This window comes from Skermanella sp. (assembly GCF_059503625.1).
In genome coordinates this window covers 1-20,467 of sequence record NZ_JCACHA010000571.1, presented here as the reverse complement: position 1 = coordinate 20,467, position 20,467 = coordinate 1, and the positions used below count along the sequence as shown (strand labels likewise).

Annotated in this window: 24 protein-coding genes; 12 read left to right on the top strand and 12 right to left on the bottom strand. The window is 65.0% G+C overall.

Going from position 1 to position 20,467, the window contains the following annotated elements; genetic code table 11:
- Positions 1 to 320 (bottom strand): DUF58 domain-containing protein (locus tag AC5JJ6_RS13500; RefSeq protein WP_496042544.1); only part of this gene is annotated, 320 nt, incomplete at its 3' end.
- Positions 321 to 326: 6 nt separating this feature from the next.
- A complete protein-coding gene (locus AC5JJ6_RS13495) occupies positions 327 to 1,334 on the bottom strand; it encodes an AAA family ATPase (RefSeq protein WP_496042545.1) in 1,008 nt (335 codons plus the stop codon).
- Between the two features lie 155 nt (positions 1,335 to 1,489).
- Between AC5JJ6_RS13495 and AC5JJ6_RS13490 the strand changes: the two genes are divergently transcribed.
- From AC5JJ6_RS13490 to AC5JJ6_RS13470, 5 genes are read left to right on the top strand one after another with little or no spacing between them, the layout of a single operon-like run.
- Positions 1,490 to 2,059 (top strand): DUF1285 domain-containing protein, encoded by a 570-nt coding sequence (locus tag AC5JJ6_RS13490; RefSeq protein WP_496042543.1) that lies wholly within the window; start codon positions 1,490 to 1,492, stop codon positions 2,057 to 2,059.
- Positions 2,060 to 2,067: 8 nt separating this feature from the next.
- On the top strand, positions 2,068 to 2,688 hold the full coding sequence (locus AC5JJ6_RS13485) for a CoA pyrophosphatase (RefSeq protein WP_496042542.1): 621 nt from the start codon (positions 2,068 to 2,070) through the stop codon (positions 2,686 to 2,688).
- The gene (locus AC5JJ6_RS13480) at positions 2,688 to 3,008 is read left to right on the top strand and encodes a DUF6111 family protein (protein WP_496042541.1); all 321 of its coding nucleotides are present in this window, start codon (positions 2,688 to 2,690) and stop codon (positions 3,006 to 3,008) included. The genes AC5JJ6_RS13485 and AC5JJ6_RS13480 overlap by 1 nt, the downstream gene beginning before the upstream one ends.
- Positions 3,005 to 4,204 carry a CCA tRNA nucleotidyltransferase gene (locus AC5JJ6_RS13475; RefSeq protein ID WP_496042540.1) on the top strand — a complete coding sequence of 400 codons (1,200 nt, stop codon included), beginning with the start codon at positions 3,005 to 3,007 and terminating at the stop codon, positions 4,202 to 4,204. Before AC5JJ6_RS13480 ends, AC5JJ6_RS13475 begins: the two co-directional genes overlap by 4 nt.
- Positions 4,205 to 4,220: 16 nt before the next feature.
- On the top strand, positions 4,221 to 4,634 hold the full coding sequence (locus AC5JJ6_RS13470) for a hypothetical protein (RefSeq protein WP_496042539.1): 414 nt from the start codon (positions 4,221 to 4,223) through the stop codon (positions 4,632 to 4,634).
- Between the two features lie 3 nt (positions 4,635 to 4,637).
- On the opposite strand, the gene hemF is transcribed toward AC5JJ6_RS13470, so the two are convergent.
- Positions 4,638 to 5,525 carry an oxygen-dependent coproporphyrinogen oxidase gene (hemF, locus tag AC5JJ6_RS13465; RefSeq protein ID WP_496042538.1) on the bottom strand — a complete coding sequence of 296 codons (888 nt, stop codon included), beginning with the start codon at positions 5,523 to 5,525 and terminating at the stop codon, positions 4,638 to 4,640.
- An 18-nt stretch (positions 5,526 to 5,543) separates the two neighbouring features.
- Positions 5,544 to 6,035: a tRNA (cytidine(34)-2'-O)-methyltransferase gene (locus AC5JJ6_RS13460; RefSeq protein ID WP_496042537.1), complete on the bottom strand. Its 492-nt coding sequence runs from the start codon at positions 6,033 to 6,035 to the stop codon at positions 5,544 to 5,546.
- Between the two features lie 289 nt (positions 6,036 to 6,324).
- Here AC5JJ6_RS13460 and petA point away from each other — a divergent pair, with 289 nt between their 5' ends.
- The 5 genes from petA (at position 6,325) to AC5JJ6_RS13435 (ending at position 10,409) form a co-directional block, all read left to right on the top strand.
- Positions 6,325 to 6,894 carry a ubiquinol-cytochrome c reductase iron-sulfur subunit gene (gene petA / locus AC5JJ6_RS13455; RefSeq protein WP_496042536.1) on the top strand — a complete coding sequence of 190 codons (570 nt, stop codon included), beginning with the start codon at positions 6,325 to 6,327 and terminating at the stop codon, positions 6,892 to 6,894.
- A gap of 20 nt (positions 6,895 to 6,914) precedes the next feature.
- Positions 6,915 to 8,174 (top strand): cytochrome b, encoded by a 1,260-nt coding sequence (locus AC5JJ6_RS13450; RefSeq protein WP_496042535.1) that lies wholly within the window; start codon positions 6,915 to 6,917, stop codon positions 8,172 to 8,174.
- Entirely contained in the window at positions 8,174 to 8,944 is a 771-nt protein-coding gene (locus AC5JJ6_RS13445) for a cytochrome c1 (RefSeq protein ID WP_496042534.1), read from the top strand. Before AC5JJ6_RS13450 ends, AC5JJ6_RS13445 begins: the two co-directional genes overlap by 1 nt.
- An 89-nt stretch (positions 8,945 to 9,033) precedes the next feature.
- Entirely contained in the window at positions 9,034 to 9,576 is a 543-nt protein-coding gene (locus AC5JJ6_RS13440) for a DUF924 family protein (RefSeq protein WP_496042533.1), read from the top strand.
- Positions 9,576 to 10,409: a VOC family protein gene (locus AC5JJ6_RS13435; protein ID WP_496042532.1), complete on the top strand. Its 834-nt coding sequence runs from the start codon at positions 9,576 to 9,578 to the stop codon at positions 10,407 to 10,409. Before AC5JJ6_RS13440 ends, AC5JJ6_RS13435 begins: the two co-directional genes overlap by 1 nt.
- A 6-nt stretch (positions 10,410 to 10,415) precedes the next feature.
- Here the strand turns inward: AC5JJ6_RS13435 and AC5JJ6_RS13430 are convergent, their stop codons facing one another.
- On the bottom strand, positions 10,416 to 12,836 hold the full coding sequence (locus AC5JJ6_RS13430; protein ID WP_496042531.1) for a putative bifunctional diguanylate cyclase/phosphodiesterase: 2,421 nt from the start codon (positions 12,834 to 12,836) through the stop codon (positions 10,416 to 10,418).
- 152 nt (positions 12,837 to 12,988) lie between these two features.
- The gene (gene ychF / locus AC5JJ6_RS13425; RefSeq protein WP_496042530.1) at positions 12,989 to 14,089 is read right to left on the bottom strand and encodes a redox-regulated ATPase YchF; all 1,101 of its coding nucleotides are present in this window, start codon (positions 14,087 to 14,089) and stop codon (positions 12,989 to 12,991) included.
- A gap of 156 nt (positions 14,090 to 14,245) precedes the next feature.
- Between ychF and AC5JJ6_RS13420 the strand changes: the two genes are divergently transcribed.
- Complete coding sequence (locus AC5JJ6_RS13420; protein ID WP_496042529.1) at positions 14,246 to 14,479, top strand: hypothetical protein; 234 nt, start codon at positions 14,246 to 14,248, stop codon at positions 14,477 to 14,479.
- 10 nt (positions 14,480 to 14,489) lie between these two features.
- On the opposite strand, the gene pth is transcribed toward AC5JJ6_RS13420, so the two are convergent.
- From pth to lgt, 6 genes are all read right to left on the bottom strand, one after another.
- Positions 14,490 to 15,053 (bottom strand): aminoacyl-tRNA hydrolase, encoded by a 564-nt coding sequence (gene pth / locus AC5JJ6_RS13415; protein ID WP_496042528.1) that lies wholly within the window; start codon positions 15,051 to 15,053, stop codon positions 14,490 to 14,492.
- Positions 15,054 to 15,057: 4 nt separating this feature from the next.
- Complete coding sequence (locus tag AC5JJ6_RS13410; protein ID WP_496042527.1) at positions 15,058 to 15,675, bottom strand: 50S ribosomal protein L25/general stress protein Ctc; 618 nt, start codon at positions 15,673 to 15,675, stop codon at positions 15,058 to 15,060.
- A 179-nt stretch (positions 15,676 to 15,854) separates the two neighbouring features.
- On the bottom strand, positions 15,855 to 16,790 hold the full coding sequence (locus AC5JJ6_RS13405; protein WP_496042526.1) for a ribose-phosphate pyrophosphokinase: 936 nt from the start codon (positions 16,788 to 16,790) through the stop codon (positions 15,855 to 15,857).
- Positions 16,791 to 17,076: 286 nt separating this feature from the next.
- Positions 17,077 to 17,847, bottom strand: a complete 771-nt coding sequence (pgeF, locus tag AC5JJ6_RS13400; protein WP_496042525.1) for a peptidoglycan editing factor PgeF — start codon at positions 17,845 to 17,847, stop codon at positions 17,077 to 17,079.
- 65 nt (positions 17,848 to 17,912) lie between these two features.
- Positions 17,913 to 19,031 carry a class I SAM-dependent methyltransferase gene (locus AC5JJ6_RS13395; RefSeq protein ID WP_496042524.1) on the bottom strand — a complete coding sequence of 373 codons (1,119 nt, stop codon included), beginning with the start codon at positions 19,029 to 19,031 and terminating at the stop codon, positions 17,913 to 17,915.
- Entirely contained in the window at positions 19,021 to 19,866 is an 846-nt protein-coding gene (gene lgt, locus AC5JJ6_RS13390; protein WP_496042523.1) for a prolipoprotein diacylglyceryl transferase, read from the bottom strand. Before lgt ends, AC5JJ6_RS13395 begins: the two co-directional genes overlap by 11 nt.
- A gap of 210 nt (positions 19,867 to 20,076) precedes the next feature.
- Here lgt and AC5JJ6_RS13385 point away from each other — a divergent pair, with 210 nt between their 5' ends.
- Complete coding sequence (locus tag AC5JJ6_RS13385; RefSeq protein ID WP_496042522.1) at positions 20,077 to 20,424, top strand: accessory factor UbiK family protein; 348 nt, start codon at positions 20,077 to 20,079, stop codon at positions 20,422 to 20,424.
- Positions 20,425 to 20,467 lie beyond the last annotated feature (43 nt).

Genomic DNA, 20,467 nt, shown 5'->3' with positions numbered 1-20,467 from the left:
GAAGGCGATGAATCGTGCCAGAGCCAGACGCTCTGCGCCGCTTCCCACTCGTTCTCGCGGACGAAGACCGGCTGCGTCTTTCCCGATTGGCGCCAGTCGATCATCGTCGCACTGTCGCCGATCTCATAACGCCGGTACTGCCAGAAGGTTTCTCCGGTGCCGACGCGGCGGCGGCCATGGACGCCCTGCGCGACCGTCGCGGCTACCCGTTCCGCCGCCACCAGGAGCGGGGGGAGCCGGGCGGCCAAGGCCTCCGACCGGTGCTGTGCCCGCAGGGCCGTCGCCGCCAGATCCGGTTTGCCGATGGAGTCGCGCGCCATTCCCGCTTACCGCAGCGGTTCGCACAAACGGTCGATCACGTCGTCGAGCGTGATGCCGTCGGCGCGGGCTGCGAAGTTGAGCGCCATGCGGTGCTTGAGCACGGGCTTGGCCAGCGCCAGCACGTCGTCGAGCGAGGGCGACAGCCGCCCGTCGAGCACGGCGCGGGCACGGGCCGCCATCATCAGCGCCTGGCTGGCGCGCGGTCCGGGACCCCAGGCGACGTGGCTGCGGACTTCCTCCAGCTCCGAACTTTCGGGGCGGCCGGACCGGACGAGGCCGAGGATGCCCTCCACCACGCTTTCACCCACGGGGACGCGCCGGATCAGCCGCTGCGCCGCCATCAGGTCGGTCGGGTTCAGCACCGCCACCGCGGGCTCCTCGTCCGTCCCCGTGGTGGCGATCAGCATCCGCCGTTCCGCGTCGTATTCCGGATATGTCACATCCACCTGCATCAGGAAGCGGTCGAGTTGGGCTTCCGGCAGCGGATACGTCCCTTCCTGTTCCAGCGGATTCTGCGTCGCCAGCACGTGGAAGGGCTGGGGCAGGGGATGGTAGTGGCCGGCGACCGAGACGCGGCGTTCCTGCATCGCCTGGAGCAGGGCGGACTGGGTGCGCGGGCTGGCGCGGTTGATCTCGTCCGCCATCAGGAGCTGGCAAAAGACCGGACCCGGAATGAAGCGGAAGGACCGCCGGCCGTTCTCGGCCTCTTCCAGAACTTCGGAACCCAGGATATCCGCCGGCATCAGATCGGGCGTGCACTGGATGCGCTTGTCGTCCATGCCGAGGACGATGCCGAGCGTTTCGACCAGCCGGGTCTTCGCGAGGCCGGGAACGCCGATCAGCAGCACGTGTCCACCGGCCAGCAGCGTGATCAGCGTAAGGTCGACGACTTCCTGCTGGCCGAAGATGATCCGGCCGATGCGGTCCCGGACGACCGTAAGGCGGCCTCCGAGCGTTTCTACCTCGGCCAGCAGCTGGGCGGGATTCTCGCCACCGGGGGACCCCTGGCGCATCGTATCGGTAACGGTCAAATCAGGGATCTCCTGTGGTTGTACGATACCCGGTAGCATGGCCTGACGCTGGAACTAATTTATCAGTATGGCGAAAATGCGTACCCGACTGGTCATATTAACAGGAAATTCGCCTGCACAACGAGGAAAGCAAGCCCATGCCCAATAGGCCGTCATCATCCGATCCCGTGCCGGAGACGCCTGCCGGCCTGTTCGCGGCCGGCGACCGGCGGCCCGACGAAGGATATCAGATCCGGATCGACCGGGAAGGTAGTTGGTACTATCACGGTTCCCCGATTCGCCGGATGGAGCTGGTGAAGCTGTTCTCGACCGTGCTCCGGCGCGACGAGGCCGGCGATTACTGGTTGGTTACTCCCGCGGAACGAGGCAGGATACAAGTGGACGAGGTCCCATTCACCGCGGTCGGACTGACGGTCCGCGGCGAGGGCGAAGACCGGGAGTTGATCTTCCGCACCAACCTGGATGCCGAGATTACAGCCGGACCCGATCATCCGATCCGGGTGGAAGAGAGTGATGGAACGGGTGAACCGAGGCCCTATATCCTGGTACGCGACAATCTGGAAGCCCGCATCACCCGGTCGGTCTTCTACGAACTAGTTGAACGGGCGGAAACGCTCGAAGACGGGGAGGAAGTTCAGGTCGGAATATGGAGCAAGGGCACTTTTTTTCCTCTGGGGCGTCCGATGAGTCGCACGACGGTATTTTGAGCGGGGCATTGAAAAAGGAACAGATCATCGGCAGGCTGCCGCGAATCGCCGCGACGGCGAGCCGGACCCAGCCGGGGCGGACCTTGAACGTCCGGGGCGATCACGACCTCAACCAGGGCATGGGAGCTCCGGCCAAGCTGCGCCATGCCTCCGTGCTGGTCCCGCTGGTCGAGCGGGAAGGCGGGATGACCGTCATCTTCACCCAGCGCACGGCCCATCTGGCCGCGCATGCCGGCCAGATCAGCTTTCCCGGCGGCGGGATGGAACAGGCGGACCGCGACGCCGTGGCCACGGCGTTGCGGGAAACCCAGGAAGAGATCGGCCTCGAGCCGGAACGGGTCGAGGTGGCCGGACGTCTCGACACCTATGTCACGCGCACAGGTTTCGAGATCACGCCGGTCGTCGGGTTCATCCGGCCCCCTTTCATCCTCAACCCCGACCCCTTCGAGGTGGCCGAGGTCTTCGAGGTCCCGCTGGAGTTCTTTCTGAAGCCGGGGGCGGTCAAGAAGGAGACCCGGCAGTTCCAGGGTACCCAGCGCTACTTCTACGTCTTTCCTTACGAGGACAGGTATATCTGGGGCGCCACGGCGGGCATGCTGGTGAACCTTGTCGATGTCCTGAACGGGTGATGCTCAAGAATCTGCTGACGGTCGTGCTGCCGCTGATGCTGCCGACCCTGATCTACATGGCCTATGCGATGTCCGGCCGCCGGAAGACGGAGGCACCGGGAGGCGCTGCCGTGCATTGGTGGACCGGCGCGCCATGGACATGGCTGATAACCGGCGGGGTCGTGCTTGCCGCCGCCGTCCTGGTGACGCTGGCGCTGACCGGCGGCTTCGATACCAGCGGGACCTATCACCCGGCCCGCCTGATCGACGGACGGGTGATCGGGGGGGAAACGACGCCTTCCGCGTCCGATCCTGCCTCGCCTGCGGCTCCGCGCCCGTGATCCCGGCAGGCAGCATCGAACTCCCGCCGTCCATGGCCGCTCCGGAAACGCGGCAGGTTTTCGATGCGCTGACCGCCGACGGCGCCCAGGCCCGCTTTGTCGGCGGCTGCGTCCGCGATGCGCTGCTCCGCCGCGCGGTCAAGGACATCGACATCGCGACCGATGCGGAGCCGGAACGAGTCATGCGGCTGCTGAAGCATGCGCGGATTCGGGCGGTTCCGACCGGGATCGACCACGGTACCGTCACCGCCGTCATCGCTCCGGCGCATTTCGAGATCACGACCCTGCGCCACGACGTCGAAACCTTCGGCCGCCATGCCCGCGTCGCTTTCACCGACGACTGGATGACCGACGCGTCGCGCCGCGACTTCACGATGAACGCCCTGTTCTGCACCATCGACGGGACCCTCTACGATCCTTTCGGCGGGGTGGAGGACGCCCGCGCCGGCCGGGTCCGATTCGTCGGCGATCCCATCGCCCGGATAACCGAGGACGTGCTCCGGCTGCTCCGGTTCTTCCGCTTCCAGGCCCATTACGGCCTGACGCCGCCGGAACCGGCTGCCTTGCAAGCGTGCATCCAACTGGCGCCCCGACTGCCCCGGCTGTCCGGCGAGCGTGTCCAGGGCGAGGTGTTCCGCCTGCTGCGCGCTGCCGATCCAGTGCCTGTGGTGCGCCTGATGCTGGGCAACGGCATCCTGGAGCATCTGCTGCCGGAGGCTACGGCGATCGGTCGGCTGGCTTTCGCCGTGGGCGCCGCACCCGGTCACGACGATCCCGTTTTCCGCCTTGCCGCCCTGCTGGATACGGATCGCGCGGGCGCCTTGAGGGTGGCGGAGAGGCTGCGCCTGTCCAACGCCGATTCCGATCGGCTGGCTTTGCTGACGGCGCCGCCGGTACAGGTTTCAAGCCTGGACCCAAGACAATTGCTCTATCGTTTCGGACCCGACACTGCCCGCGACCTCGTGCTGCTGCACGATCCCGAACGCCGGGCCTTGGCCGCACAGGCGGCGGCCCAGTGGGAAGACCCCCGTTTCCCGCTCCAGGGCCGCGACCTGCTTGAACTCGGTGTGCCTCGCGGTCCTCAAGTCGGCCGGCTCTTGAAGGAGATCGGGCGCTGGTGGGAAGATCGGGACTATCGTCCGACCCGCGAAGACTGCCTGAGCGAACTCCACACCCGGCTTGCCGGAGAACCGTAACGGAGGCGACACGCCCATGCGCTCCCTGATCGTCACCGCCGTCCTGGCGGTCGTCCTGATCGGCTTCGTCTTCGGCAACGCCGCCTTCTCCATCAGCGTGCTCGCCGACCGCATCGGCGGGGTGAACGCCTTCAACTACCGCATCGCGTCCACGGTGGTCGTGATCCTGCTGGTTGCATGGCTCCATGCCCGCCTGTCTTCCGGCCCCGGCTGGCTGGGCCGTGCGATAGTGGCAGGCGTTCTCTGGCTGGGGCTGTCCGTCGCTCTGGAAATAACGATAGCCCGCGCGCTGATGGGAGTAGGCTGGCCCAACCTGCTCGCCAATTACGCGATCTGGCGCGGCGAGCCCTGGCCTCTCGTCCTGCTGCTGGAACTGGCGGCGCCTGTCTTGTTCGGTTGGATCAGGAACCGGCGGGGGGCGGCTGGCTGATCCTCAAGGCCACTTAACTTCCGGCGGCATCGACATCAGGATCGCTTCCACGTTCCCGCCGGTCTTCAGGCCGAAGGTCGTTCCGCGGTCGTAAAGAAGATTGAATTCGACGTAGCGGCCCCGCCGCACCAGTTGGTGCTCGCGCTGCTCGGGCGTCCAGGGATCGTTCATGTGGCGGCGGACGATTCGGGGATAGACGTCCAGGAACGCCAGCCCGACATCGCGAGTGAACGCGAAGTCCGCTTCCCAGTCTCCGCTGTCCAGGTTGTCGTAGAAGATGCCGCCGATGCCGCGCGGCTCGTCCCGGTGCGGCAGGTAGAAGTAGCGGTCGCACCATTCCTTGAAGCGCTCGTAATAGTCCGGACCATGGGAGTCGCACGCCGCCTTGAGTGCTGCATGGAAGTCGGCTGCGTCCTGTTCCGCCGGGAACATCGGCGTCAGGTCGGCGCCGCCGCCGAACCAGCCGAGCGACGTCACGATATGACGCGTGTTCATGTGGACCGCGGGGACGAGCGGCGAGCGCATATGCGCCACCAGGCTGATGCCGGCCGCCCAGAACCGGCCGTCCTCCGCCGCTCCCGGCATGTTCTTGCGGAACTCGGGGCTGAAGAAGCCGTGGACGGTCGAGATGTTGACGCCGACCTTCTCGAACACGCGGCCGCGCATGATCGACATGACCCCGCCGCCGCCGTGGCCGCCCTCGGCGTCCGGGCGGTTCCATTCCTTGCGTTCGAAACGGCCGGCGGGCATGTCGGAATTGGTGCCGGTCAGGTCGTCCTCGATGCTCTCGAACGCGGCGCAGATGCGGTCGCGCAACTCCGCGAACCAGGCGACCGCTCGGGCCTTCCGCTGGTCGGTCGGGTGCTCATCGGTCGGAACTGTGCGGTCCATGGTCGGTCCTTCAAGCAGTCAGTCTCCTCCAGTATCATCGGACGCCGCCGGCGGCAACGCCGTTTGGCGCAGCGCCTCGCCCAGCACCATGGCGGCGGCCAGCGCCACGTTCAGCGACCGGAGGCCCGGCCTCATCGGTATCCTGATCCTGGCATCGGCGGCATCGGCCACATCGTCCGGAACGCCGGCGCTTTCGCTTCCCATCAGCAGTGCGTCGCCCGGCCTGAAGGTGAAATCCAGATAGGGGACGGACCCTCGGGTGGTCAGCAGGACGATCCGGCCTATGTTCAACTCAGCGCGGTTCGTTCCGCTTGCGAATCGGTCCCAGGAAATGTGACGTTTCATGTCCAGATGATCGATGTAATCCATTCCGGCGCGCCTGAGCCGGCGGTCGTCCAGGATGAATCCGCAAGGTTCTATGATGTCGAGCGGAACGCCCATGCAGGCGGCCAGCCGCATCATAGCGCCGGTATTCTGCGGAATGTCGGGCTGGTACAGCGATAAACGCACGCGCGTAGCGTTGGGGGCGTCAAAAATCAAGGGTCATTCTCTCAGCGAAACGACGCAGCCGGCGAAGCGCGACACTATGTCTCCGGAAGTCCGACTTTCCTTGACCGTCCTCGAGAGGTATATCCCTTCCACCACTGCGGCTGGGATATACCGGCCTACAAGTCGAGGTTTTGGGCTCGAGGTTTTCGGTTAGGTCCGAAGCAGACACAGCCGAAAACTATTGTTAATGTCCGTCCGGTTTGCAAGCGCATGGCAGTGTGCTTGCCTAGGGCCAAGGAGAGAAAAGCTAATGTCGGATACCACCCATCCGGCCGGTGGCGGCGGTCAGGGAGGCCATGAAGGCGAGGGAGCGACCCGTCGCGATTTCCTGTATCTCGCGACCGGTGCCGTTGCGGCAGTCGGAGTTGCGTCGGTAGCATGGCCGTTCATCGACAGCATGAACCCGGCGGCCGATACGCTGGCGCTCGCGCAGATCGATGTCGATCTGTCGCCGATCCAGGTCGGTCAGTCGATCACCGTGACATGGCGCGGGAAGCCGGTCTTCATCCGCCGCCGCACGGAAGAGGAAATCGCCGCCGCCGCTTCCGTCAATCTTGCCGAACTGCGCGATCCCGCACCGGACAGCGCGCGTGTCAAACAGCCGCAATGGCTGGTCATGGTCGGCATCTGCACCCATCTGGGCTGCGTTCCGCTCGGTCAGAAATCGACCGATCCCAAGGGTGATTACGGTGGGTGGTTCTGTCCCTGCCATGGCTCCCACTACGATACGGCCGGCCGTATCCGCCGCGGCCCTGCGCCGCTCAACCTGGCTCTGCCGGAATATGCGTTCCTGACAGACACGTCGATTCGCGTCGGTTAGTTGATCAACTGGAGCTGAACATGGCTGCCCCGCAGTTCAAGAATCCCGTGGTCCGGTGGATCGACTACCGTCTGCCGATCTTCACGCAGCTGAACCACGAGTACAACGAATACCCGATGCCGAAGAACTGCAATTATTTGTGGTCCTTCGGCGCCATCGCCATGGTCGTGCTGATCACGATGATCGTGTCCGGCATCACGTTGGCGATGAACTATACGCCGCATACCGCCTATGCCTTCAATTCGGTCGAGCGCATCATGCGCGACGTCAACTTCGGTTGGCTGATCCGCTACATCCACATGAACGGCGCGTCGATGTTCTTCATCGCCGTCTTCATCCACATCTTCCGCGGCCTGTATTTCGGTTCGTACAAGGCCCCGCGCGAAATCCTGTGGATGCTGGGCGTGGTCATCCTGCTCCTGATGATGGCCACCGCGTTCATGGGCTACGTGCTTCCCTGGGGCCAGATGAGCTTCTGGGGCGCCACCGTCATCACCAACCTGTTCTCCGCGTTCCCCATCATCGGCGATCACATCGTGACCTGGCTGTGGGGCGGCTTCTCGGTCGACAATCCGACGCTGAACCGGTTCTTCGCGCTGCACTACCTGCTGCCGTTCGTGCTGCTGGGCGTCGTCTTCCTGCACGTCGCCGCCGTCCACGTCCATGGCTCTAACAACCCGGTCGGCATCGACATCAAGGGCCCGCAGGACAGCCTGCCGTTCCATCCGTACTTCACGATCAAGGACACGTTCGGCCTGGGCGTCTTCATGCTCATCTTCGCCGGCTTCGTGTTCTTCGCGCCGAACTACATGGGCCATCCGGACAACTACATTCCGGCCAACCCGCTGGTCACCCCGGCGCACATCGTTCCGGAATGGTACTTCCTGCCGTTCTACGCGATCCTCCGCGCGGTTCCCGACAAGCTCGGCGGCGTCCTTGCCATGTTCGGCGCCATCGCGGTGCTGTTCGTCGTGCCCTGGCTCGATACCTCCAAGGTCCGCAGCGCCAACTACCGCCCGCTCTACCGGCAGTTCTTCTGGGTCCTGGTCGTCGCCTGCATCCTGCTCGGCTATGCCGGTTCGCAGCCGGCCGAAGGCATCTGGCTGATCGTGGCCCGCGTCGCGTCGATCTACTACTTCGCTCACTTCCTGATCATCCTGCCGCTGCTCGGCAAGCTGGAGCGTCCCCGGCCGCTTCCCGCAAGCATCAGCGAACCCGTTCTGAAGGGTGGTGGTCGCCTGGCGACCGCGGCAGCCGCCAAGCCGATGGAGAAGGCCTAATGCGCTCGTTGAAGAAGGTCATCCTGGCGGCGGCGATGGGCCTGGGACTTACCGGTTCGGCTTTTGCCGCCGGTGAAGCCCACATCGAACTGCCTAAGCAGGAGTGGTCGCATAGCGGCATTTTCGGCACCTTCGACCGGGCTTCGCTTCAGCGCGGCTTCCAGGTCTACAAGGAAGTGTGCTCGACCTGCCATGGGATGAGCCTGGTGTCGTACCGCAACCTCACGGCGCTGGGTTTCAACGCCGACGAGGTCAAGGCGATCGCGGCCCAGTACACCGTGATGGGCGGTCCGAACGACGCCGGCGAGATGGTCGAGCGGCCTGCCATTCCGGCGGACCACTTCAAGGCTCCGTTCCCGAACGAGCAGGCGGCCCGTGCCGCCAACGGCGGCGCCTATCCGCCGGATCTGTCGCTGATGGCGAAGGCTCGTCCGGGCGGCGAGGACTACATCTACGCCCTGCTGACCGGCTTCGAAGAGCCGCCGGCCGACGTGAAGGTCCCCGATGGGATGTACTACAACAAGTACTTCCCCGGTCACCTGATCGGCATGCCGCCGATCCTCCAGGACGACAGCGTCACCTATACCGACAACACGCCGGCCACGCAGGCCCAGTTGTCCCACGACGTCTCCGCGTTTCTGGCATGGGCGGCGGAGCCTCACCTGGAAGCGCGTAAGCAGACCGGCGTGAAGGTCATCCTGTTCCTCCTCGTCTTCACGGGTATGATGTATGCCGTGAAGCGCAAGGTCTGGGCTGACGCGCACCACTGACCGCGTCGGGACCGACTGTCCAAGGGAAAGGGCGCCTCCGGGCGCCCTTTTCTGCTTTTATGGGTTGGGTTGCGGAAGGATGACGAATGATGACGTTTCATGACGTTCTAGGGTTTTGGTTCAGTTCCGCCACTCGTCCCAAGTGGTTCGAGCAGAGCGATGCCTTCGACGCCGAGGTCCGGCGCCTGCTGATGCCGCTCCACGAACAGGCGGCGGCGGGCCGGCTGCCGGACTGGAGGGAGACTCCGGAGGGATGCCTGGCGCTGGTCATCCTCCTGGATCAAGTGCCGCGCAACGTCTTCCGGGGCACGCCCCGGGCCTTCGCCAGCGATCCGGCTGCCCGCGATCTCACCAAGCTGGCGATCGAGCGCGGTTACGATTCCGGCTTCGACATGCACCAGCGGCTGTTCCTGTATCTTCCGCTGGAGCATAGCGAGGACTTGGCCGACCAGCGCCTGTCGGTCGAACTCACCCGGTCCCGCATCGGCGATCCCGAATACCTCGACTACGCGGAGCGCCATCTGCGGATAATCCAGCGTTTCGGCCGGTTCCCGCACCGCAACCGCATCCTCGGCCGGCCCTCGACGGAGGAGGAGATCGAGTTCCTGAAGCAGCCGGGATCGTCGTTCTGATGGCCTCCACCCATGCCAATCCGCTGAACGGGATCGACCACACCCTGATCGGCGTCCGCGACCTTGAAGCCGCCCGCGATATGTGGCGGCGTCTGGGCTTTACCGTGACCCCGCGTGGACGCCATATCGGCTGGGGCACCGGTAATTACTGCGTCATGTTCAGGGATGACTACGTCGAGCTTCTCGGCATCGTCGATCCGGCCCAGTTCCTGAACCGCCTGGACGTACAACTGGAAACGAGGGGAGAGGGCTTTCTCGGTCTCGCCTTCGCCGCAGCATCGTCCGCCGCCGTCCACGCCGCGTTCCCCCGGGCGACGCAGCCGCCGAAGGACTTGGGGCGTTTGCTGGAACTGCCGGAAGGGAACGTCACCCCGCGGTTCTCCCTGGTCCATTTCGATCCGGCAGCGACTCCGGGCCTCGCCACCTTCTCCTGCACCCACATGACGCCCGAAATGCTGCGCCGGCCGGAATGGCTGGATCACGCCAATGGTGCCCTCGGTCTCGATGGCGTCACGATCCCCGTAGCCGATCCCGCAGCCCTGGCTCCGGCTTATGCGGCCCTGTTCGGCCAGTCGGCGCTCAAGGGCGGGCAGGGCAGGCTGGAGGTCGGAACCGGCGCCCACACGGTGCGCTTCCTGTCACCCGAGCGTCTGGAGCGGCGATATCCCGGTCTTGGCAGGGCATCGGTCATGACGGTGGCGTCGCGGGATCTGGAGGCGACCCGCGCATACCTCGCAACCATGGGCATCCCACTTGCCGAAGCCGCCGGAGCACGCCTCGTCGTTCCGCCGGCGCAGGCAAACGGGATCGTGCTGGAGTTCGTGGAAGACTGAGGAAGCTCAGGAGGCCAGTCGGCGGACCAGGGCGGGTATGTCGGACACGGCGGTCGGCGGGGCGAACAGGAAGCCCTGCATACGGTCGCATCGGTAAGCCCGCAGGAAGATCAACTGCTCCTGGGTTTCCACACCCTCGGCGATCACCCGCATCTTCAGCGCATGGGCCATGTTGATGATGGCGTTGACGATGGAGGCGGCGTCGGGGTCCTCGACCATGCCCTGGACGAAGCTCTTGTCGATCTTGATCGCCTCGATCGGAAAGCGCTTCAGATAGCTGAGGGAGGAATATCCGGTTCCGAAATCATCCAGCAGGAACCTTACTCCGGCCGCGTGCAGTTCCAGCAGCGCCTCGCGGATGCCGGGGGTGCTGCGGAACAGGGCGGTCTCCGTCAGCTCCAGCTTCAGATGGGACGACGGCAGGCCGGAATGGGCAAGGATCGCCAGCGCCTTGCGGCTCAGATGGGGGTCGCTGACCTGACGGCCGGACAGGTTGACCGACACGGGGAGATCGACGAGTCCTTCGCGCCGCCACGCCGCCATCTGCTCGCAGGCGGACCGCAGCACAAGCTCGCCCAAGGGGATGATCAGGCCGGTTTCTTCCGCAGCCGGAATGAACTCGCCGGGGGAGATCAGCGCGCCGTCCTCGCCGCGCCAGCGGAACAGCGCATCGAACCCGGCGAGCTTGAGGGTCTCGACCTCGATCTTGGGCTGATAGACCAGCTCGAACTGATCGGCGTCGATCGCGCGGCGCAGCCGGCTTTCCAGAGAAAGCTGGCGCGCCGCATGGGTTTCCATATCGGGGGTGTACAGCTCGAACCGCGAGGTGCCCTGATCGCGCGCCCGCTGCAAGGCCGCTCCGGCCATCCGGACCAGTTCGTCCGGGTTGCCGGCATCGAAGGGCGACAGGCTGACGCCGATCACCGGCGGCAGCAGGAAGTCCTGTCCATCCGCTTCGATCGGCGTGCTGAAGGTCGCGATGATGCTCTTGACCGTCGCCAGCGCCTCTTCCGGGTCGGCGAGGTTGGGCAGCAGGACGGCAAACAGGTCGTCGCCGATCCGGCCCACGACATCGTCCGGACCCAGCGCCCGGCGCAGCCGGTCTACCAGCCGCCGCATCAGATGGTCGGCGGCCGTCCGGCTGTGGGCGAAGCGGATCGGGTCCAGCCGATCGAAGCTGATCGCCAGCAGGGCCGAGATCCTTTCGTCGGCGGCAGGACGCTCCAGCACCGTCGTCACCCGCTCCCCGAACAGGGACAGGTTCGGCAGCCCGGTGACCTGATCGAAGGAGGCCAGGTAATGGATCCGCTCCCGCGCTCTGCGGGCTTCGGTCACGTCCTCGAACAGGCCGATGATGTATTTGGGCCGGCCGAGCGGATCGCGGACCAGCGATGCCGTGGTGCGTGCCCAGAGCTCCGTGCCGTCGCGCCGCTGAAACCGCCGCTCTGTCTGGAAAGTCGCCCGGCGCCCGCTCAGGAGTTCCAGGAAGCGCCCGGTGACCTGGGAGATCTCGTCCTCGTGGACGAACTGCTTGAACGACTGGCCGATGACTTCTTCACGGCCATAGCCCAGCATGGTCTCCAGCGTTCTGTTGACGTCGATGATCCTGCCGTCCACCGAGGCATAGCCGATGCCGACGCCGGCATGCTCGAAGATGGACCGGAACCGCTGCTCGCTGTCCCGGAGAGCCTGTTCGGCCTCGACCCGCTCCGAGATGTCAATGCTCGACCCGAACAGCCGCGTCACCCGCGAGCCGGAAGCGCCGCCGATGATCGGCACCAGCCGCGTTTCCCAATGGCGGCGCCCGGTGGGAAGGTGCAGCACCTCCTGGAAGGTGGTGGGGAGCCGGCGCTTGACGCATGTCCGGTAATGGGCGAGCACGCTGGCGGCGTCGTCCGGCGGCAAAACCTGCTCGGGGCTTCGTCCGATTACTTCGTCCAGGGACAGACCGGTCAGTTCCTCATGCCGGCGGTTGAGCATGGCATAGCGAAACTGGCCGTCCTCCGTCACGTCGACGATGAAGACGGAGGCCAGCAGATTGTCGATGACGTGGCTGATCTGGCCGTCGGTCGGTCCGGCATCCTCGGTCACGATAACGTGAGTTGCCTTGGCGCCGCCGATGGGTTGAATATTCAATGCTACCGGACCGTGCGCCAGATCGAGAATGACGACCGAAGGCTCGGCTCCCGCAAGGGCCTCCACGAGCATGGCGCAATCTACAGGCTGCGCCAGCCGGGATGCATACTCGGCGAGGTCGCGGCCAACCACTTCGGGGCTGCTGGCACCCAGCAACCGGGCGAAACGGTCGTTGACGGCGACGATGTGAGATATAGCAGTCGGCGGAACCTGACGCTCCAGGATTGCCTGGCCGATCTCTTCCGATGCCGTATGCGGAAGCGCCTGCGGCGCGTCCAGACCAGCCGTCATCACATCATACATTCCAAGACTTAATCCCATCGGTCCGGCCCATGCGGCTCGTGCTCATGCACAAGTAACACAGGATACCGGATCAATGGACCATTTTTAGTAAAAAAATTATTTACCTATCGATTGGATTATATCGTCATAGGCAAGCAGCTTTAAACGTTGAAGCGGAAGTGGAAAATATCGCCGTCCTGGACGATGTATTCTTTGCCTTCCTGCCTCATCTTTCCCGCCTCTTTCGCGGCTTGTTCGCCACCGAGTGTGACAAAGCTGTTATAATCTATCGTCTCCGCCCGGATGAAGCCCCGTTCGAAGTCGCTGTGGATAGCGCCGGCAGCTTCCGGAGCCTTGGCATTGCGATGGACAGTCCAGGCGCGGGCCTCCTTGGGACCGACGGTGAAGAAGGTGATCAGGTCGAGCAGCTCGTAGCCGGCGCGGATCACCCGGTTCAATCCCGGCTCTTCGAGGCCGAGGGATTCCAGATATTCCTTCTTCTCGGCCTCGTCGGTAAGCTGCGCCACCTCCGACTCGATGGCGGCGGAGACGATGACGCTGACGGCACCCTGCGCCTTCGCCATTTCCGCAACCTTTGCGGACAACGCATTGCCCGTGGAGGCCGAGTCTTCCTCGACGTTGCAGACATAGACGACCGGCTTGCCGGTCAGCAGCAGCAGCGATTTGAACAGTGGCAGTTCGTCGTGGGAGACGTCCAGCGTGCGGGCAGGCTTGCCGGCCTGGAGGACGGCCAGCGCCCGCTCCATCATGTCGGCAGAGGCCTTGGCTTCCTTGTCTCCCCCCTTGGCCTTCTTCTGCATGGCATTCAGGCGGCGCTCAAGACCGTCCATGTCTGCCAGCATCAGCTCGGTCTCGACCGTTTCCGCATCGCGGATGGGGTCGATGCCGCCTTCGACATGGGTGATGTCGTCGTCCTCGAAGCAGCGCAGCACGTGGACGATGGCATCGACCTCGCGGATATTGCCAAGGAATTGGTTGCCCAGTCCCTCACCCTTGCTGGCGCCCCGGATCAGGCCGGCGATATCGACGAATTCCAACTGCGTCGGGATGATCTTGGCCGATTTGGCGATCGCCGCGATCTTGTCGAGTCGGGGATCCGGCACGCCGACGCGCCCGACATTCGGCTCCTTGGTGCAGAACGGGAAGTTCGCCGCCTCGGCCGCCTGGGTGGCGGTCAGCGCGTTGAACAGAGTGGACTTGCCCACATTCGGCAGGCCGACGATGCCGCAATTGAAACCCATGGGAAATGCCGCCGCTTTCAAAAATAATCCAACCGCGGCCGAGTCCCGGCCGCTCCAGGCTTCTATATGCGATACGGATCGCTAAAACGAAAGTCCGGAAGACTTGTCGGCCCGGTTTCCGCTATGCTTCGCGCGTTGCGAGAAGGGAATTCGACGATGTCCGACCCAAGACAGGAACTGCTGCGCCAGATGGCCGCCTTGCGCAAAAGCCTGGACCCGAAGGTGGTCGAGCGCCTTGATCTCGCGACCGAGGGCAAGGTTCCCTACGACCGTGAGACCGCTCAAAACGCGGTGCGCCAGTTCCTCGCTACCCGGCAGGACGGCGGCAGGTTCCAGAAGAAGCTGGTCGAAGCCTTGAAGAAGGGCGGGGGAAAGGACGTGAAGGCGTAAGGGACGCGCCTCACGACGCGATGGAGATCCTGCTGGCGAACTTCTCCGGCTGCCCGGCGACCATCAGGGGAAGCTCCTTGGCAACCATATCGAGCAGCGGGTCGAGCCAGACCTGCTCGGTCTTGCTGAAGTCGTGCAGGACATAGCCGTGGACGAGGTCCTTGTTGCCCGGATGCCCGATGCCCAGGCGAATACGCCAGTAATCCTTGCCGATATGGTCGTCGATCGAGCGCAGCCCGTTATGGCCGCCGTGGCCGCCGCCCTGTTTGACCCTGACCTTGCCTGGAGCGAGGTCCAGGTCGTCGTGGATCACGATGACGTCGGGCGGCGTCAGCTTGAAGAAGCGCATCGCTTCGCCGACGGACTGGCCGGAAACGTTCATGAAGGTCTGGGGCTTCAGCGCCAGCACCTTTTCGGCATCGACCGAGCCGTCGCAGCTCTGGCCCTGGAAACGCCGGCGCCAGGGGCCGAAGCCATGGCGGCGGACGATTTCGTCCACCGCCATGAAGCCGATATTGTGCCGGTTGCGGGCATATTCCGAACCAGGATTGCCCAGACCTACCAGCAGCAACATAAGCTTACTCCTGCTCTGCTTCCGGCTCTTCCGCGCCGCTGGCTTCCGACTTCACCGCCGAAGGAGAGGCGATGGTCGCGACCGTGAAGTCGCGGTCGGTGATGGTCGGCGCCACGCCAGCCGGCAGCTTGACCGAGCTGATGTGGATCGAATCGCCCAGGTCGAAGCCCTCGAGATCGACGGTGATGTGCTCCGGGATTTCCTCGGCGCCGCACTCGACTTCGATTTCGTGGCGGACGATGTTCAGCATGCCGCCGCGCTTCAGGCCCGGGGACTTCTCGGCGTTGACGAATTCGACCGGAACGGCGACGCTGACCCGCGCTTCCTTGCTGACGCGCAGGAAGTCCACGTGGATCGGAATGTCGCTGACGGGATCGAACTGAACGTCGCGCGGAAGCACGTGGTAGGACGACTCGCCGACCTTGACGTCGAACAGGTGGGTGAAGAAGCCCGGGGTGCGCAGGATGCGTTCGAACTTCAGCCGGTCAAGCGAGATGGTAACCGGCTTTTCCTTGTTGCCGTAGATCACGGCGGGGATCCGGCCGGCGCGGCGCGTCTGGCGGGCAACCCCCTTGCCGGCCCGCTCACGTACCTCGGCGGCGAGAACTGTAGCTTCGGACATACTCTACTCCATACACGATAAGGCGGTCGCTTATGAACCGCCCTTGGGTGGACGCCGGCCTCCAGGGGTGCCGGACGTACCGCGGCCGCCTTGCTTGGCGCCGACCGCAGGTCCCAGTGGCGGAGCCTCGCTGGAGGCTCCGCCGAATTAGATGAACGAACCGTCCGGTTGCCCGGCGATCAGTTGAAGAGGCTGGAAACCGACCGTTCCTCGCTGATGCGGGTGATCGCCTCGGCAATCAGCGGGGCGATGGTCAGCTGGCGGACGTTGCGCGACACGCGTACGGCTTCCGTCGCCTGGATGCTGTCGGTGGTCACCAGCATTTCCAGCGGAGAGGCCGAGACACGGGCGACGGCGCCGCCGGACAGGACGCCGTGGGTGACATAGGCGCTGACCGACTTGGCGCCTTCCTTCATCAGGGCCGTGGCCGCGTTGCACAGGGTGCCGCCGCTGTCCACGATGTCGTCCACCAGGATGCAGCGCCGTCCTTCGACCTCGCCGATGATGTTCATGACTTCCGACACGCCGGCACGCTCGCGCCGCTTGTCGATGATCGCCAGATCGGCGTCAAGCCGCTTGGCGATGGCGCGGGCACGAACCACGCCGCCGACGTCGGGCGACACGATGACGAGCTGTTCTCCCGACTTGGTGGTCTCCTGGATGTGCCGCACGAAGACCGGCGCACCTTCCAGATTGTCGAGCGGGATGTCGAAGAAGCCCTGGATCTGCCCGGCATGCAGGTCGAGCGTCAGGACGCGGTTGGCGCCGGCCATCGTGATCAGGTTGGCGACCAGCTTGGCGGAGATCGGCGTACGTGGCCCCGTCTTGCGGTCCTGGCGGGCGTAGCCGTAATACGGCAGGACGGCAGTGATGCGGCGGGCCGACCCACGACGCAAGGCGTCGATGGTCACCAGCAGTTCCATCAGGTTGTCGTTGGCAGGATAGGAGGTCGACTGGATGACGAAGACGTCCTCACCGCGGACGTTCTCCAGAATTTCCACGAACACTTCCATGTCGGAGAAGCGGCGGATGCTGGCCTTGGTCAACGGCACGTTGAGCGCGGCCGAAATGGCTTCGGCCAATGGCCGGTTGCTGTTGCCGGCAATGACTTTCATACTTCACAGCTCTCTTCTGGAAACAGTGCCGTTGCCGCCGGCCGGAAATACTGAACACGGTGCAACTCCAAATCGGCCGGGAACATATCAGCGCGACCCACTCATGTAAATGTTTGATGACGGCCGTGGAAGCCACCATGCGCTTCGCACATGGGCCTAACGCCGAGGTCCAGCACTGGTTCCGTCAGATCACGCAGCTGACCATCAGGCCCAGGATGCAGAAGGCGATGAGCATGATCACGTAGGGCATGAAATATTCCGTAAGTGGTAGTCTTTCAGCCGGTTCTCAGCCGCGCAGCGTGATGACCGAGATGCCCCGGCCGTAGTCCGCCTCGCCCCGCAGTGTGGCGCGCCGATAGCTGAAGAAGCTGTCTTCCTCGGTCACGGTGTCGTTGGGGCTGCGCTGAATTGTCCCGACCCCGCTCCGCTCCAGCCGGCGCGCGACGTATCCGCCTATGTCGAACATGAAGTGTCCGGTCCGCTGGGCCGTCACGAAGAAGTCCGCGTTGCCCGCGTCTTCCGACAGGAAGCGCTCGGGAAACTCCGGTCCGACTTCGTACGACCGCTGGGCGATGCACGGCCCGATGGCGGCGGCGATCCTTTCCGGATGGGCGCCCAACGCGACCATGGCCGCAACGGTGGACTCGATCACGCCGCCCTTGGCGCCCTTCCAGCCGGCATGGGCGCCGCCAATGACGCCGGCCTCCCTGTCGGCGAACAGGACCGGGACGCAATCGGCGGTCAGGATGCCGAGAGCGATGCCGGGCGTGGCGGTTACCATGGCGTCGGCCCTTGGCTGGGCTTCACCCGGCGCCCAGGGACGATCCACCGTCACGACGTCGGGGCTGTGTACCTGATAAAGCGTCACGAGCCGGTCCGGTGCCAGATCGAAGCGGGCGGCGCAGCGCCGGCGGTTCTCGGCGACGCTGGCCCGATCGTCGTTGGAGCCAAGACCGCAGTTGAGGCTGTCGTAGATCCCGGTGCTGACGCCGCCCTCGCGTGTCATGAAGCCGTGGCCGATGGCCGGGATGTCGCTGAGCGCGCCTGATGTGATCACTGGAGAGTCCACGCTTTAGGGCAGGTTGATGTCGGAAGACGGCTTGTCGGATTCGAGGGGCGGTTTCAGGGCTGGCGCGGCGACTCGAAACCTGCCGGGGCATCCTGTCCGGGACCGGTTAGCGCCAGCACCTTGAACAATGTGCCCATCTCCTTTTCACCAATCAAGCGTTGCACGGCACTGTCGATGTCGGCCGCCTGTACCGGCGTCGCCCGTGCGCGCAACATCGCGGCGCGTTCGCGGATGCCGAGAGCGGTCAGGAAGCCGCCCTGGGTGACGGGTCCCCATGCGCTGGCTCCTCCCGCCCTTGCCGCATCGCCGAGCAGCTCGAAATCGACATGGGCGGTCAGGTCGGCGGCGCCAGGATCATCGAGCACCGGGACGAAGGCGTGGTTCCGGACGGCCTGGAGCGTTTCTCCCGCCGCCGAGCGCGGATGTCCGTAGTCGACGATCACGGCGGCTCCTCCCGACGCGGCGAGCCGATTGCCCAGTTCGCGGGCGATGGCGGTGGCGGCCGGACAGATCTCGAACACGCTGCCGGCGGGGGAGGCGTGGACCCGTGCCGGGATCAGCGCTTCGAGCGGACCGGGGCGGCGGTCCAGCACGATCCGGAAACCGCCGCTTTGGGGATCGGTATCGATCAGACGCTCGGTCCAGCCATGGGGCGTCTTTTCGAACTGCCGGATCGGCAGGGCGTCGAAGAACTCGTTGGCGACGACCAGCAGGGGACCGTCGGGCAGCGTCGAGACGCTGTCATGCCAGACCGGCTTGCCGCCTTGCAGGGCAGGGGCCAGCATTTCGCCCTGACGCAGGCGGAGGACGGGACTGGTTTCGACCAAGTGGACGCGGACAGCTTGGCGGAAGGACGGCAGCATCGCCGCCGCTCTCAGCGCGTCGCGCATCAGCGTGCCTCGTCCCGGCCCGAGTTCGACAAGGTTGACGCGCTCCGGGGAGCCCATGGCGGTCCAGGTATGGGCGCACCAGAGGCCGATCAGCTCACCGAACATCTGGCTGATTTCCGGGGCCGTGATGAAATCGCCGGCGGCGCCGAAGCGGTCGGCGGTGATGTAGTAGCCGAACCGGGGGTGCCCCAGCGCGTCGCCCATGAACGATGCGACGGAGATAGGTCCCTCGAGCGAGATCCTTCGTTTCAGATGATCGGTCAGGCGATGGTCAGGCGCCATCCCGCGCATCCTCGCTGCCGGCCTGCCGGCTCACCTCGCCCCGCCGGCGGGCGATCACGATCAATGCCAGACCGGCGAGCACCATGGGGACCGACAGGATCTGCCCCATCGTCACGTTGCCGCCCAGCAGGAAGCCCAGCTGAGGGTCGGGTTCGCGGAAATGTTCGACCACGATACGGCTGAGGCCGTATCCGGCGAGGAAGATGCCGCCCAGCGTCCCGGGCCGGTGCCGGATCGAGGAGCGCTGGGCGAGAATTGCCAGCACGACGAACAGCACCAGCCCTTCCAGGGCCGCTTCGTAGAGCTGGCTCGGGTGGCGGGGAAGGCCGCCGGCCCGCTCGCCGGGGAAGATGACGCCCCAGGAAACGTCGGTCACGCGGCCCCAAAGCTCGGCGTTCACGAAGTTGGCGATACGCCCGAAGAACAGGCCGATCGGGACGGCGCAGGAGATGATATCGCCCAAGGCCAGCGGCGAGAACCCGCGCCTGTAGGCAAACAGGAAGATGGCCGCGATCACGCCCAGCATGCCGCCGTGGAACGACATGCCGCCGTGCCAGACCGCCAGCGCCTCCAGCGGGTTGTTGAGGTAATAGGCGGTATTGTAGAACAGCACGTAGCCCAGCCGTCCGCCCAGGATGACGCCGATCACCGCCCAGGTCAGGAAGTCGTCGAAATCGACCGCGGTCGGCGGCCGCTGGTCCTTGCGGGCGAGATAGATGCAGTAGCGCCAGCCGGCGACGAAGCCGATCAGGTAGGCAAGCGCATACCAGCGGATCGCGAGTGGCCCGATCTGGATCGCGATCGGGTCGATGGCGGGAAACAGGATGGCAAGCATGCGGCGGTTCGGCTCAATACATGGAGGGCGAAGGTCCTGAAGGCGATATCCCGAAGGCTGATGCCTTCCACGGACTGGCCGGAACGCGGGTTCTCCCGCAGGTATCGCAGAGCTTATAGGCATGCTTGCCGCACCGCCGCAAGTGATGCCCCGTTGCATCGGGCCGGACCGAGGCCCATAATACTCCCGTTGTGCAAGGATATGGTACTCATGCAGGTCGATAATAAGCTTCTCGATGATCTGGCGCGCGTAGCGGGCGGCGCCATCGGCGCGCTGACCGGGTTGCGCGGCGAGGTCGAAGCCCAGGTGCGTCAGCAGTTCGAGCGCATCCTGAGCCAGATGGACGTGGTCAGCCGCGAGGAGTTCGAGGCTGCCCGCGAAATGGCGGTGAAGGCGCGGACGGAGCAGGAGGACCTGACGGAGCGGGTGACCGCACTGGAAGCCCTGGTCGCGACGCTTGTCGCCGAACGCGAGCTGTCACACGCGGCGCCCGGACCGAAACGGTCGGCCCGTGTCCATGGCGCCGCCGACCAGACGCCGGCGCCGGACGCTTCCTGACCGGCACGAAACTTCCTTCGGGATCTGGAACGATCCGCTAGGT